This window comes from Brevibacterium picturae (assembly GCF_900105045.1).
In the GTDB taxonomy this organism is placed as follows: domain Bacteria; phylum Actinomycetota; class Actinomycetes; order Actinomycetales; family Brevibacteriaceae; genus Brevibacterium; species Brevibacterium picturae.
The window spans coordinates 2,459,951-2,474,359 of sequence record NZ_LT629739.1 but is presented as its reverse complement, the minus strand read 5'-3'; the positions used below and the strand labels follow the sequence as shown (position 1 = coordinate 2,474,359).

General features: G+C 63.3%; 12 protein-coding genes. 3 read left to right on the top strand and 9 right to left on the bottom strand.

Features of this window, described 5'->3' with window-relative positions; genetic code table 11:
* Positions 1 to 24: 24 nt before the first annotated feature.
* Both BLT92_RS11505 and BLT92_RS11500 read right to left on the bottom strand, forming a co-directional pair.
* A complete protein-coding gene (locus BLT92_RS11505) occupies positions 25 to 2,703 on the bottom strand; it encodes a helix-turn-helix transcriptional regulator (RefSeq protein WP_157691421.1) in 2,679 nt (892 codons plus the stop codon).
* Positions 2,700 to 5,243 (bottom strand): LuxR C-terminal-related transcriptional regulator, encoded by a 2,544-nt coding sequence (locus BLT92_RS11500; RefSeq protein WP_092109196.1) that lies wholly within the window; start codon positions 5,241 to 5,243, stop codon positions 2,700 to 2,702. The genes BLT92_RS11505 and BLT92_RS11500 overlap by 4 nt, the downstream gene beginning before the upstream one ends.
* A 386-nt stretch (positions 5,244 to 5,629) precedes the next feature.
* Here BLT92_RS11500 and BLT92_RS11495 point away from each other — a divergent pair, with 386 nt between their 5' ends.
* Together BLT92_RS11495 and BLT92_RS11490 are read left to right on the top strand one after the other, a co-directional pair.
* Positions 5,630 to 6,823, top strand: coding sequence for an acyl-CoA dehydrogenase family protein (locus BLT92_RS11495; protein WP_092105778.1), 1,194 nt, complete (start codon positions 5,630 to 5,632; stop codon positions 6,821 to 6,823).
* 38 nt (positions 6,824 to 6,861) lie between these two features.
* A complete protein-coding gene (locus BLT92_RS11490; protein WP_092105776.1) occupies positions 6,862 to 8,010 on the top strand; it encodes an acyl-CoA dehydrogenase family protein in 1,149 nt (382 codons plus the stop codon).
* Between the two features lie 335 nt (positions 8,011 to 8,345).
* Here the strand turns inward: BLT92_RS11490 and BLT92_RS11485 are convergent, their stop codons facing one another.
* The 4 genes from BLT92_RS11485 to pyrE form a co-directional block, all read right to left on the bottom strand.
* Complete coding sequence (locus BLT92_RS11485) at positions 8,346 to 8,990, bottom strand: TrmH family RNA methyltransferase (protein WP_092105774.1); 645 nt, start codon at positions 8,988 to 8,990, stop codon at positions 8,346 to 8,348.
* Positions 8,987 to 10,714, bottom strand: coding sequence for an ABC transporter permease (locus BLT92_RS11480; protein WP_231938786.1), 1,728 nt, complete (start codon positions 10,712 to 10,714; stop codon positions 8,987 to 8,989). The genes BLT92_RS11485 and BLT92_RS11480 overlap by 4 nt, the downstream gene beginning before the upstream one ends.
* Positions 10,714 to 11,595, bottom strand: a complete 882-nt coding sequence (locus BLT92_RS11475; protein WP_092105772.1) for an ABC transporter ATP-binding protein — start codon at positions 11,593 to 11,595, stop codon at positions 10,714 to 10,716. Before BLT92_RS11475 ends, BLT92_RS11480 begins: the two co-directional genes overlap by 1 nt.
* Positions 11,596 to 11,763: 168 nt before the next feature.
* A complete protein-coding gene (gene pyrE / locus BLT92_RS11470; protein ID WP_009881824.1) occupies positions 11,764 to 12,330 on the bottom strand; it encodes an orotate phosphoribosyltransferase in 567 nt (188 codons plus the stop codon).
* Between the two features lie 251 nt (positions 12,331 to 12,581).
* On the opposite strand from pyrE, the gene BLT92_RS11465 reads away from it, so the two are divergent.
* Entirely contained in the window at positions 12,582 to 12,863 is a 282-nt protein-coding gene (locus BLT92_RS11465) for a GlsB/YeaQ/YmgE family stress response membrane protein (RefSeq protein WP_092105770.1), read from the top strand.
* Positions 12,864 to 12,883: 20 nt separating this feature from the next.
* Here BLT92_RS11465 and BLT92_RS11460 read toward each other — a convergent pair whose 3' ends face one another.
* The 3 genes from BLT92_RS11460 to BLT92_RS11450 are packed head-to-tail and all read right to left on the bottom strand — an operon-like array spanning position 12,884 to position 14,341.
* On the bottom strand, positions 12,884 to 13,297 hold the full coding sequence (locus BLT92_RS11460) for a hypothetical protein (RefSeq protein ID WP_092105768.1): 414 nt from the start codon (positions 13,295 to 13,297) through the stop codon (positions 12,884 to 12,886).
* On the bottom strand, positions 13,290 to 13,781 hold the full coding sequence (locus BLT92_RS11455; protein WP_092109193.1) for an Asp23/Gls24 family envelope stress response protein: 492 nt from the start codon (positions 13,779 to 13,781) through the stop codon (positions 13,290 to 13,292). Before BLT92_RS11455 ends, BLT92_RS11460 begins: the two co-directional genes overlap by 8 nt.
* The gene (locus BLT92_RS11450) at positions 13,778 to 14,341 is read right to left on the bottom strand and encodes an RNA polymerase sigma factor (protein WP_092109190.1); all 564 of its coding nucleotides are present in this window, start codon (positions 14,339 to 14,341) and stop codon (positions 13,778 to 13,780) included. Before BLT92_RS11450 ends, BLT92_RS11455 begins: the two co-directional genes overlap by 4 nt.
* Positions 14,342 to 14,409 lie beyond the last annotated feature (68 nt).

The window sequence follows — 14,409 nt, the reverse complement described above, 5'->3', positions numbered from 1 at the left end:
CCGAAATCGCCGCCTGCAGCGACGCTACTTTTGGGACTGCTCAGATTCGCTCGCACCGTCGTTTCTGTCCGCTCGGGTGGGGCGCGAGACAGGGACGATCGGGTTGCGGTCGGCTCGCAGCTCCTCGAGAGCTTCAGCGACTTGCTCGCGTCGAGTGACTCCCAGCTTCTGGAACAGCCTGTAGGTGTGCCCCTCGACGGTCCTCACCCGGACGCCGAGTTCCGCCGCGATCTCCGAATTCGTGCTGCCGGAGATGATGAGCCTGCTGATCTGGCGTTCTCGAACGGTGAGTGTAAGTCTGCCGTCACTGCCTCTGCCCGTCCGGGGCTCCGCCCCGTCAATGAGTCGAGAAGCCAGCGTGCGGCACAGCGCGACCAGGTCCGGGAGACTCCGGTCTCGGGTCGCTGCGATCTCGAGCAGAGCCGCACTGTCTTTGTCACGCAGCGCTATTCCCAGTTGACCGAGAAGCCGGAACAGGTCCCCGGTTCCGCACTCGGCCAGCAGGCACATCTCCTCGGGTTCGATCACCTCGAAGTGTCTGAACAGCATGAACCTGATGAGCGCGGCGAGCCCGAACAAGTCATCGTTCATCGCCTCGGCGAGCAGCTGTCGAAGCTTCTCGACCCACACGGTCGCGCCGGTGCGCAGTCCCTTCGCGACATGGATCATGATCACCGAACGGCGGTACTCGATGTAGGGACCGCGAGTCGGCAGCGCATCGAATCGGGCCTCGTAGTTCGCAGCGACGTCGACGTTGCCGCCCACGATGGACACGTATGCGGCCTCTGCGATTGCCAGCGCGAGAAATACCGTCTGGTTCCAGTGTTCGAGTCCTTCGACGGCTGCGTGGGATGAACGGGTCGCCTCAGGCAATGCTCCGTCCTGCGTGTGGACACGGTTCCAGACCAGGTCGCTGGGGCCGCTGCGAGCGGTGAGGTATGCGATGTCCTTACTCGGCAACTCGTTCAGAATCCGCTTGGCCCGCTCCGTGTCGCCGGCATTGGTCAGCGCACTGGCTCGGACCATGGACAAGATCATCGACCCGGTCCCCACGAAGTAGTTGCGGCCGGACTCGTGGTCAAGCAGATCAAGGGCATCCGCATTGCGGCCCATCTCGATCTGCCGGTCAACCAGTGCAACAGTCAGAAGCACGCGCAGGGAATCGGGCAGTCGCTCATCGCGGAGAGTTCGAGTCAGGAATTGCTGATCGGCCGCGCCCACAAGCAGCGGACGAGTGCCCAGGCGGTCGATGACGTCACGAGCGGTGTGCACATCGAGCCCGTTGCAGCCTGCTTCCACGCGACAGTCGGAGTCGCGGTCGATGCCGCCGTGCAGAAGCACCTTCGTTTCAAGAGCTTCGACATGATCAAGCGCGTCACGGAACCTGTCGAGGGTCAAGGTCGGAGAGCTGTGGTCGAAATCCCGGTAGACCCAGACGACGAACGCTTCGACGATGACGTCGGCACAGCAGGCCTTCTGCACAGCTTGCGCAAGCACATCAAAGCCGAGAGCCGCCTGATTCACCTCACAATAGAGACGTCCGAGATCGCAGAGCTCATGTGCCTCCATCTGATCGGTCGGCACTTCGATGAGCATTCGCAGCGCCCTCTGCCATTCACCGATCCGTGCCGCCACGCGTGCGGCGTCGATGAGGTCCTGGACCTCTGTTGCGGCTCCGCAGCCCAGCGCCCAGTCCATCCGCAGCATGCGCGCCCATTCGGACGGGGGCGACGCACTGCTGGTGAGAACGAAGTCATACATCTGCCGGCTCCGGCCGTCAGGAATCGTGTACCGAATCGTCTCGGACTTATGGTTCTCCACAGCCACGTACACGCGTCGACCCCGGTTTTCGAGCAGGATCTCCCCGGCGGCCGCAAGAGCATCGGCTGCTTCTCCCAGGCCCGCAGTGAGCATGACTTCAACATCGACTTCCCCAGCGAGGACGACGAGTTCAAGAGCGTCCCGCGTCCGCGCCGGGTACTCTTCAAGATCGATGCGCGTGACGTCGCGTGCACGTTCGTCGTAGTCGACATCGCGGCCGTCGAGGACCCAGACCCCTTGTCGGTCGTAGAACCTCTCGGTCCGATTCGTATAGCCGAGGAGTTCGACCATCTTTCCCGGCACTCTGCCCGAATGGAATTCGACGATGTCGAGAACCCCACGTGAGACGATCCCGCCGAGGCGGTGCTCAACCATCTCCGCATAGGAGTCGGAATCGAGCGGGCTGAGTTCGATGTGGTCGAGAATGTGGTCCGCGACGAGATCCTCGAACGGATGCTCACGACTGGTCGAGTCGCGTCGATGTGTCGCCACGATCTTGATATCACCATCATTGGCCAGCTGCGAGAGCACGCCGAGGCTCCGACGGTCGAGGTCGTGGGCATCGTCGACAAAGATCACGGGGGTGGGTCGGTCTCCTGTCAGCACCGAAACGACGCGGTAGAGCAGATCGCCCGGGTCCTTATCGAGGTCCACGAACAGTCCGAGCGCCCCGAAGTCGACCGACCTGAATATTCGGTTCCCTCGCAGCCAGAGGTCTGTCCCACCTCGGCGACGGTGGAGGAGCGAGGCAAGGAAGGTCTTTCCCACGCCTCCTTCACCTTCGATGAGGATTCCTCCGGAGGAAGAGTCCAACAACGAGTTCTCCATCGTTTGGACCTCGCGGGTGCGCCCGAAGACGATGGCTTCGCCGGTGTGGCTCATGGACGGTCCTCCCATGAGGCGATCACCTCGCGCAGTTCGCGTCGATTGGCCACGTGCAGGCGGCGATAGATCCTGCTGAGATGCCATTCGATCGTCCGTGCCGACAGATGCTGCATGGCACCGAGTTCCTGACTGCTGCGACCGGCCATGATCCCGTCGACGAGTTGCCGTTCGAGATCGGACAGGACCGCCGGCAGTCGTGGACCCGAGGCGCTGAATCTGATCGCCCGCAGGCTGTTGCCGATGAGGATGCGGGCGTCTTTGGCCGCCTGCTGATCGTGAGCATCGACGGCGCGGGACTGAGCCAGTTTCGCAAGAGCGGAGCAGAGGACGACGGCGCCGTACTCTGAGGCACCTCTGCCCGCCTCGATGAGAGCCGACGGTGATCCGTCGGTCATCGCAGCTGCGACAATGCCGGCCAGACGTCCCGGTCGTCCATCGATCTCCGCAGCCGCTCCTCCGAGTTCGACAAGGGCCGCTCGATGACCGAGGCATGTTGCCTCCAGCCAAGCCGAAGCGGCCAACGTCGCGGCGCCGGTCGAACGTGCCGTAACGCCGAGAGTGTACAGGCGATCGGCAGCCTCATCCGGCTTCGTCAACGCCAGGGTCTGCAGCTGGAACAGCGAGGACTCGAACTCCACCCAGTACGAATAGTCGTCACCGACCGGCGGTTGGCTGCTGCGCCTTGGCGACTCCTTGGGGACGGCATCTCCCAACAGTGCGCGCGCGAAGTCCATTGCCGCGTTGATGCCCACATAACCGATGTCTTCGCGGGTCGTCGTGATCTTCTCCAACACGGCCAGCGCTCGGGCCGGGTGGCCGGTGCGCAGGTCGATGAGGGCTCCGACGAACCCGGACAGCATCGGGCTGACGTTCTTCCACGTTCTCGCCTCCGTCCAGCTCAGCGCTGCTCGGGCCCTGTCCCAGTCACCGGCGGTGTATCTGGCGATGAAGAACTGAGGGGCCGAATCTTCACGTTCGAGACTCGTCATTCCTGGCAGGCCGAACATCAGCTCCGCCTGCTCGATGAATTTCAGCCCGGTCTCAACATTGCCGGTGAGGACCGAGGCCGTTCCGAGCACGGCGCAGGCACGGAGTCGGTGACGGGTCAGACACGAATGGTCGCGGTAGACACGTTCGGCACGTTCGATGGCCTCGGCGAATCGCCCTCCCTTCAGGTCGAACCGGGCAATTGTGACATCGAATCTGCCACGGTCGGAGGAGGCGTCGAGATGTTCGCGCAGCCAGCCGATGCGGAGTCTATCCGGCTCACGCGGGTCGGTCAGGCGCATGTCCATCGTTGCCGCTCGGGAGAGGAGCTCCGGGCTCATCTCCGTCCATCTCTGCTCAACACGATCGAGAATGCTGTCAAACGCCCTGCGCGCCGCTCTGATGTTGCCGCTTCCCTGTTGTGCACGAACGGTTTCGAGGAGCAGTTCATCAGAGTGTTCGCGCGAGCAGTCGGCGAGTTCGGCCGCACCGGAATAGTTGCCTTCCCGATTGGCCCAGGCCACGGCGGCGAGGATCTTGTCGGCTGGCTGATCGAAGCCCAAACTCAACCCCCAAGACAAGTACCCGAACAGGGCAGGCCCGTCCATCGAATCGATATCGACGACGTCGCTCAGTCCCTTCCACAGGGACAGTGAATGGGAGGGTCTGACCTGTGACTTCAGCGCGGCCGCGATCACCGGCTCGACGATCTTCACTGCGGCGTGCCGGCCCCGGGACATTCTGATGATCCCGGCATCGACCAGGGAATCGAGCCCATCGGCTGAACAGAGCTGCAGGAGAGTCTCATAGTGGACCGCTCCGGTCATCGCAACCATTTCGAGCACGGGGCGCAGCTCCGGATCGATGTTCCACAGAATACGGTCCGTGGTGCGCAGGTGATCGTGATTGAAGAGGACATGGCTGAGCAGAAGCGGATTTCCTCCGGTCTGTGCATGCAGACGGGTCACCGACCGCTCTTCGAACGGACGCGAACCGGAGGTCTCGGCCAACGCGGCCACAGTGGCCTCATCAAGACCGCTGAGGTCGACCCGGATGAGGCCGCCGGAGAGCCAGAGACTTGTGGCGAGGTCGATGGGCGGTCGAATCGACTCCGCCGCGATGAGAAGTTTGGTCCGTCCTGCCACAGCGAGTTGAGTCAGCACCGACAGTGAGGTGGCATCGACAAGATTCGCATTGTCGATGAGCACGATGGGGACCGAGTCTGAATATCGCATGCTCAGTGCCCTGCCGATCGCCGACAGTGCGGCGCCCGCGCCCACGGTGGTTGCGCTCCCGGACTGGGAGAGGAGTATCTCGAGGATTCCCAGATCCCGGTCACGCAGGGTCTCCGAACCGCGGAAGCGCAGAACAGGAGTCTCCTTGTCGAGGCGTGCCAGGGCCGTGTTCATCATCGTGGTCTTCCCGATACCGGCAGCACCGATGATCAGCGCACCGCAACCATCCGGGTCTGTCAGGGATTTGACCACGGCCGTCACTTCGTCGGTGTACCCGAGAATCTGATGTTGGACCGATCGAACAGCAGTGGACATCTGCTCAGCCTTCTTTGTACCGCTTGCAACCCACTGCGCGGTCAGCGACGGGATTACCTCAGCTTCGAGTCTCCCGTGAACATCGGCCAGCGCCTTCGGTGCCGGTCGGCCCGCATTCCGTTTGAGTGGATGTCGTTCGGCGCCGAGTGCCAAGAGCAGCGCCGATTAGATGAAAACTCCTACTATAACTGTCATACTTTACTGCATCAGACGAGAATCCGCACTGATTTATTTCGACGCAGACGAAGCACTCAACACCACTTGCCGGTATCCTTCCGCTTCCCGCTCGCCCGCAGGGGACCGCCGATTCCCACTCCCCACTTGTGAGCCTGAACACCGAAACGTACTATTGAGTAAAGTTACCGAACGATCAATCAGGAGTTTTCATGGACACCTTGCTGAATGCAGAGGAGCGCGAGTTCGCGCAGCAGATGCGTCAGTTCTATCGCACGGAGATCCCCGAGGAGCTGCGCTTCAAGGTCGCGACCGGTCAGGAGCTGACCAAGGACGACATGGTCACGTCCCAGCGGATCCTCAATCAGCACGGATATGCCGTCCCGGACTGGCCCGTCGAATGGGGCGGTCAGGACTGGACTCCTGTGCAGCGCCACATCTGGCTCGAAGAGATGCAGCTGGCCTGCGTACCCCAGCCGCTGCCCTTCAACGTCTCGATGGTCGGCCCGGTCATCGCCACCTTCGGCAGCCAGGAGATCAAGGAGCGCTTCCTTCCGGCCACTGCCAACATCGACATCTGGTGGTCGCAGGGCTTCTCCGAACCAGATGCCGGCTCCGACCTCGCATCGCTGAAAACGTCCGCGGTCCGCGATGGGGACAAGTACATCGTCAACGGGCAGAAGACCTGGACGACCCTGGGCCAGTACGGCGACTGGATGTTCAACCTCGTCCGCACCGACCCGAACGTGAAGAAGCAGGCCGGCATCTCCTTCCTGCTCATCGACATGAAGACCCCCGGAGTCACGGTTCGCCCGATTCAGCTCATCGACGGCGGTCACGAGGTCAACGAGGTCTTCTTCGACAACGTCGAGGTCCCCGTTGAGAACCTCGTCGGTGAAGAGAACAAGGGCTGGACCTACGCGAAGTTCCTGCTCGGCAACGAGCGCACCGGCATCGCCCGCATCGGCGGCTCGAAGGTCAACCTCGCACGCGCCAAGGCCTACGCTGCGGTGACGAAGACAGCACGTGGCACTCTGCTCGACGATCCGCTGTTCTCCGCGCGCCTGACCCGGATCGAAGCTGAGCTCACTGCTCTCGAGATGACTCAGCTGCGGATCCTTTCGACTCAGGCGGCTGGTTCGGACAAGCCGGATCCGCGCTCTTCTGTGCTCAAGCTCAAGGGCTCGCAGCTGCAGGAGGACATCAGCGAACTGCTCGTCGACGTCCTCGGCCCGCAGGGTCTCGACTTCGTCGCCGACCGCGTCCAGGGCGAGGGCCTGTCTGATCTTCCGCTCGGCGCCGTCGACGCCCTCCCCGCGTATTTCAATACCCGCAAGGTCACCATCTACGGCGGTTCGTCCGAGGTGCAGCGCGGAATCATCTCGAAGGCACTGCTTGGTCTCTGAGGTTCCCCAAACCCAGGACACTTAAGAAGAGGACAACAATGGATCTTGAACTCAACGACATTCAGCAAGAACTCGCCAGCACTTTGAACAAGTACCTGCGCACCGAATACGACGCCCAGGCACGTGAGGCCATCCTGGCAAGCGACGAGGGCATCTCCCGTGAAAAATGGGAACAGTTCGCAGAGATGGGCCTCCTCGGTCTCGCTATCGACGAGAACTACGGCGGGGCCGGGATGACCTTCGCCGAGGTTGCCGTGGTCTTGGAAGCCTTCGGTCGCAGTCTCGTGCTCGAACCGTTCCTGGCCACGGCCGTACTCGGAGCCAATGCGATCGCCGCGGCCGGCACCGAAGAGCAGAAGCAGGAAATCCTGCCCGCAGTCGCCGAGGGACAGACATTCCTCGCATTCGCCGCCCTCGAACCCGGCCTGCGCTACGCAATCGACACCCCGTCCACCACCGCCTCGGCGGGCGCTGACGGCTCCTTCACCATCAGCGGTGAGAAGAACGGCGTGCACGGCGGCGACGTCGCCGACCACTTCATCGTCACCGCAACCGAGAACGGCACTCTGGGACTGTTCCTGGTCGCAGCATCAGCGACGGGTGTCAGCCGCGTCGCTCACCGCCAGGCAGACGGCCAGGGCAGCGCGAGCGTGAAGTTCGACAACGCACCGGCACAGCCCCTCGGCGCCGCCGACGCACATGCCGTCGTCGCCGAGATCATCGACACTGCCAACGCCGCCATCATGGCCGAAGCTGTCGGTGTCATGGAGGCCTCGATGACCATGACCGCCGAGTACCTCAAGACCCGCGAGCAGTTCGGTGCCCCAATCGGCGCGAACCAGGCTCTGCAGCACCGTGCGGCCGACCTCTACGCGGACCTCGAGTACGCCCGTAGCATGGCACTGTTCTCGCGTCTCGCGGTCACCAACGAGGAAGCCGGCTCTGAAAAGGATCGTCACCGGGACGTCATCGCCGCCAAGATCATCATCGACGCATCGGCACGCAACATCAGCCAGGAGTCGATTCAGATGCACGGCGGCATCGGCATGACGATGGAATACCCGATCGGCCACTACGCGAAGCGGCTGACCGTCATCTCACGCACCTTCGACGATGCTGATTCGCTGACTGCCGAACTCGCAGAGATCGGCGGTCTCATCGAGCCGAACGCCGCCGACCTGAACTGAGGCGGTCAAACAGTATCGCGATTGAGGCTACCCCTCCGCCGGGTTCTGGGGCAGCCGAACAGAATCGAGCTCACAGCGTAGAGCACAGGGCGGTCCGCGTCGTTTCCAGCATTGGGATCGACACGGACCGCCCTCTCTGTGCTCTCGTCGAAGTTCTGTGTGCCAACCGTTGGGAACAGTCGGTAACTCGTGGTCGCCAGCGGCACGGACTTCGACCACCGCTTACCGACTGTTTCGACCGCAGCTGACAGGTGACCGCCACAGCGGCAGCTGCAGCGCCTGTGGCTGCCGCGGCGGCTGCGGCTGCGGCAGCCACAGCCGCCGCTCAGAGCCCCTCAGCCCACCGGCTGGTCGTAGATGTGGCGACGGATCCAGGAGTGCATGGTGATCGCTGCCGCTGCGGCCGCATTCATCGACCGGGTCGAACCGTACTGCGCGATCGAGAGCACTGCAGTGCTCGCCTCGTGCGCCTCCTCGCTGAGTCCAGGACCCTCCTGCCCGAACAGCAGCAGGCTGTTTCGCGGCAGGTCATAGGTCTCCAACGGCACCGAGTCAGGAAAGTTGTCGATTCCGATCAGGGGCACTGAGTTGTCGGTGCACCACTGCAGGAGGTCGTCGATGCTCGGGTGGTGAATGATGTGCTGGTACCGGTCGGTGACCATCGCCCCACGCCTGTTCCACCGCCTTCTGCCCACGATGTGCACAGCGGCGGCGTTGAAGGCATTAGCTGTCCTCACCACCGAACCGATGTTGAGGTCGTGCTGCCAGTTCTCCACGCCGACGTGGAATTCGTGTCGCGATGCGTCGAGGTCGGCAATGATCGCGTCGAGTTTCCAGTAGCGATACTTGTCGACGACATTGCGCCGATCGCCGTCTGCCAACAGCTCGGGATCGAAGTGCTCAGACACAGGCCAGGGGCCGGTCCACGGACCGACCCCCACCTGTGGCGCGTTCGACTGCGGCGCGCTGTCTTCAGTCACTTCTTGTCATCGGTTTCATCCGCCGAGACGCCATCGGAGTCCGCATCGGTTTCATCCGCCGACTCCTCGGACTTCGCTGCCTTCGCCGAGGTGGCGTCAGCGTCCGCATCGTCGGAGTCCGAATCGTCCGAAGCGTCCGCGTCGGAATCACTCGCGCCGTCCGAATCGCCTTTGTCCTTGGAGTCCGAGTCCGCAGCCGCTCCCTTGGCACCAGCCTTCTTTTCACTGGCTGAGCCGACGGAGACCTTTTTCGCACGCTTGCTCATCTTCACTGTCTTGCCGCCGCGTCCGCCGCCGGTGAGTACCGCGCGGACGTAGGCACTGCTGGCCATCGAGTGGACGATGAGTGCCACGACCGCGGTAATGGCAGCGGCGACCAGGCCTTCCCACCACTCGGGTGAGCTCCCGAAGAAGCGTCCGGCAATGCCCAGCGGCGAAGTGAACGGAGTCCACGACAGCACCTTGGCGACGGTTCCCGTTGCACCCACGATCACAGGAGCGATGAAGCCGCCCACTGTGATGACGCCGATGATCGAGACGAAGGTCTTGCGTGCCTTGCTGCCGGTCACGGTCGACGCCCACACGAGGAGCGCGTAGATGGTCCAGGCCGTGAACAGCAGGGTCAGTGCGAACCAGCCCAGGCCGGGCAGCATGGCGAATGCCAATGACGTCTTGCCGGTGATGGAGAGTCCAAGCTCGGCCACGACGATCGCGACGACCAGGTGCACTGTTGTCAGCGAGATCATGCCCGTGATCCGACCCGACGCCGAGGCGCGAGGAGGGATCGTGGCCGCGATGATCTCAGTGATCCGGTTGCGCTTCTCCAGACGCAGGTTCTGGTAGAGCGCTGCGCCGAGCGTAGTCACGACGAGCAGTGCGAACACGGCCATGCCCCACAGCAGCGGAGTGGCGACCTCGTCGCCGACTGCCGGCTCATTCAGCAGTGTCGCCTCAGTCTTCGGCGCCAGCTTCTCCAGCAGCACCTCGGGCTGTTCGTCCAAAGCGATGATCGTCGGCTGCGCCTGTCCGGTGGGGTCCTGAATGAAGGCCGCATCGACCTTGCCCTCGCGCACCAGCTTCTCTGCGGCCTGGGCGTCCTTCGCGTCGGTGATCTTCACGCCGAGCTGCTGCTCGTACATGGCGGCCTGCTGGCCCACTCCGACCATGGCCATGCTCGGAGTGCCCGACTTCGAATCTGATCCCGCGACAGCGCCGGAGATGATCGCGGCGATAATTCCGAGCACGATGACGGCACCGGTGACCAGGAAGAAAGGACTGCGCAGGGCGGTCGAGCTCTCGCGATTCGACACCAGCCACGCAGCTTGACGCTTATTCACGTCGACGAACTCGGAGACCAGACCAGTCTCGGGAAGCTCCTCGGATGAGGGATTGTCCTCGGCAAGCTCGAATGGAACCTCGTCGAGCCCCTCGGTCGCATCGTCTGCGTCGGCGCCATCCGCTTCGTCATCGGCAGACGTTGCACCCGCAGCAGACTGACCGCCCTTGCTGGACTCGCCGCCCTTGCTGGACTCGCCGCTCTTGCTGGACTCGCCGCTCTTGGCGGATGAGGCCGCGGAGCTCTTCGCGTCTGCATCGTCATCGGTCGCTGTGACGTCATCGCCGATGGGAACGCCCAGATCATCGATGCCCTCGCCTGCGGTGCCCTTCGACACCAGCGGCTCCTCCGGGGAGTCTCCGTCTGGGCTTTCGTCCTTGCCTGCCATCACAAAGCCTCCTTGTACTGCTCGGCCAATGTCGGGCGAACACTCTCAAAACTCTTCACACCATTCAGCGCTGCCACGGTCTGCGCGGCAGAGCCCGCATCGGCGGCACGGAAGCTGATCACGCTGTCCTCCGAATCGAGAACTGCGACGTCGCTGATGCCCGCGCGCTTCTCCACTGTCTTCGCAGCCGCCTCGGCGTCGCTGACCTTCACTCGGTACATCACGTCCGAGCGCAGCTCCTGCACACTGCCGGACACGCTGGTCCGGCCCTGATTGAGGACGACCACGTCGTCGGCATGGGCCTGAGCGGCCTCCCAATTGTCGGTCGCCAGAATGACGGGCACCCCGGAGGCTGCATGGGCGCGCAGCAGCGACATCACGAGCTCGGTCGACTGTGCGTCGAGCCCGGAGAAGGCGTCGTCGATGACGACGACATCGGGGTCGGCGGCCAGAGTCGCTGCGATGTCGACGCGGGCGATCTCGGTGCCGCTGAGGTTCTTCAGCGGTGCGTAACCGCGATCGGCGAGTTCGAGGCGCGAGAGCAGAGTCAGCGCATTGCGCTCGGCCGCCCCCAGCGTGATGCCGTGCAGACGCGCCAGGTAGACGATCTGATCGATCACGCGCATATTCGGGTAGCCGCCGCGTTCGGCGGGCAGATAGCCGAAGTTCTGACGATCGCCGAAGTCGAGCTCGAAGTCCTCGAGCTTGACGGTGCCCTCATCGGGCGAGATCAGCCCCATGATGACGCGAACCAGCTCGGTCCGGCCGGCCGAACGGGTTCCGACGATTGCGGTGATCCGGCCTGCCTGCGCGGTGAAACTCACCTCGTCGAGATAAGTTCGCTTTCCCTTGCGCAGGGAAACCTCTTTCAGTGTGAGCACGCGTCATCCTTACTTTTCCAGAAGCAGTACTGTGGGAGTGTCTCATCCATCGTGTTGAATCGACCTCGATGTTTCAAACCAGGACCTCGATTTCGACAGAATTGCCAGTCGAGTCCCAGCTGGTGATCGACGGAGCGCAGTCTCGCCCGTCCGATCTGGGCCGACGCCTCAGTCCAGACCAAGATCACTTGTCGTCAGAGCAGTGAGATACGGAATGCCCGTCGCCTCGACCCGCTCCTTGGCTCCCGTGTCACGGTCCATGACCACAGCCACGGCCACCACCTCGGCGCCGGCCTCCCTGAGAGCCTCGACCGCGGTGAGCACAGAACCGCCCGTGGTCGAGGTGTCCTCGACCGCGACGACCCGCTTGCCTGTGACGTCGGGGCCCTCGACACGACGGGACATCCCGTGCTTCTTCGCCTCCTTGCGGACGACGAAGGAGTCCACCGGGGAGCCGCGGACGACGGACCGGTGCATGACGGCGGTGCCCACCGGGTCGGCGCCCATCGTCAGTCCGCCCACGGCATCGATCGTCTCAAGCAGGCCCTCGGCGGCCAGGAGGTCGAGCACCACATCGCCGATCAGCGGTGCGGAGCGATGGTCGAGGGTGACCCTGCGCAGATCCAGATAATAGTCGGCTTCCCTGCCAGATGAGAGTGTCACCTTGCCTCGAACCACGGCGAGTTCGTCGATGAGGTCGAGCAGTTGTCGGCGGGTGTCTGCGCTATCGGTCATGCCCACAAGTCTAATCGGCCTGTGCCGGTGTGCAGACCAGGCCCGTCACACACCGCCACCGAGGTGCCCGTGACTGGGCTCACACCGTCTGAGCTCACCATGTCCGTGAGGTTTCGCACATGCCAACGTCCGTACAAATGTCATCAACAATCAGGTGGGGCTGTCGGAACCGCGGTCATCGGATCTAACATTGAAGATACGTGCACTCGACAAGCCCGATCAGCGACCACTATTGAAGGGATGTGAGCCCCATGGGTTTCATCGCATATTTGGTTCTCGGACTCATCGCCGGCGCTATCGCAAAGGCGATTCTGCCCGGCAAGCAAGGTGGCGGCTTGATCGCCACACTCATCGTCGGTGTCATTGGAGCCATGCTGGGAGGCTGGATCGGCGGTGCCATCTTCGGCGCCGACATGAACGAGTTCTTCTCGATCTCCACGTGGCTGTGCGCAGTCGGCGGCTCACTGATCGTGCTCGTCGTCTGGGGCTTCATCAGCCGAAAGATGTCGAAGTCGAAGACCAAGGCCGACTGACCAAGTCCGACAGAGTATATTCATCGGCTGCGGCTGACGACCCGCAGGTCGATGTCGAGGCGCCCGTCGGCTTCCGCGGCTTCGCCGCTGAGGTCGGCGGCGATGACGGAGAAGATCTCATCGACGACCTCGGCGACCGAACGGGTGTCGTCGAGGTGGGCGTCGATCCTCACCTTCACGCTGTCACGACTGCGGCTCACGTCAACACCGACCGGTTCGTCACCGGACCGCCGCAGCACCTTGGCCGCGGCGGTGGCCACCAGATCTCGCAGTCCCGGCGCCAGCGCCCTGACGCCGGCGACCGAGGTCACGGAGTCTGCCACACGCACTGACTCCGCAATCTCCTCGCCTCTGCCCTCGGCACCGGCGCCATTGGTGCGGGGCAGGCCGTTGCCTGTGGGGTTGAGGCCATTGGCCTCTGATTGATCAGTCAACGTACACATCCTCAGCATTGATATCGATCCTCACGGCCGGGATCCCCAGCTCCGCCAGAACCGCAGCGGCCACGGACCCTCGGATCACCTCGGCGGTGGCGGCGAAGGGGATGCCGGCACGCATGGCAACGGTCAGCGCCACGGTCGCCGCACTGCCCTCGGGATCCCCGGCGGGCTCGACGTCGACGCTGCGGGCCCGGATCCCGTCGACCGAGTCGACGGCAATGCGCACAATCGATCGCACCGAGGCGGTGGAGATCGAGAAGGGGTTCCCGCGACCGGTCTGGAGATGGGTCGAGGGCCCCCGATACAAGTCATCTCTGACCAGCCGGAGAATGCGTTCGCGCAGTCCAGCGGTGTCCTCTGGTTCTGGTTCGAACGTGCTCATATAGTCATCGATGACACCGCGAAGCGCAGCGTCCGACTCCGGGTGAGCATCGGCCGGGTCTGGTTCAGCGCCGGATCCTGCGACATGCTCGTTCATGTCCATCCCTCCATCCCCTCGACGAGGGCGGCTCGAGCCCTGTGGATGCGACCGCGCACACTGCCTTCGCTGACGCCCAGGGTCGTGGCCACCTCGGCGTAGCTGAGGCCCTCCATCTGGTGGAGCACCCAGGTTACTCGCTGCTGAGACGAAAGCGTCTGGAGAACTTCTGAGAAATGCTCCAGAGCGGTGCGTGCCTCAACGGATTTCTCGACCGATACCCGATTGTCGGCGTGGATCCTCATGTCATCGGGATCCTGCGCATCGGAGGGTCTGGCCATCCTCCGGCGCAGCATGTCGGTGCACTTGTTCGACGCCAGCCGGTAGATCCACGTGCCGAAGGCCGCCGGTTCGCTCAGGGTGTTCATCGACTTCCATGCTTGGACCAGCGTGTCCTGCACGACATCCTCGGCGTCCTGCCGGCCACCGAGTGTGCGCAGGCAGAACCGCAGGAGTTTTGTCTCATACCGGTCCACCAGCGACTCGAAGGCATCGATGTCGCCTTCTCTCGCACGCACGACGAGGGTGACGATATCGAAGCGATCATCGTGCCCTGTCATGTCCACATCGTATGCGACCACACCCGTCGTGAGCACGCATTCCACGCCGCAGAATGTCCATTCCGCAA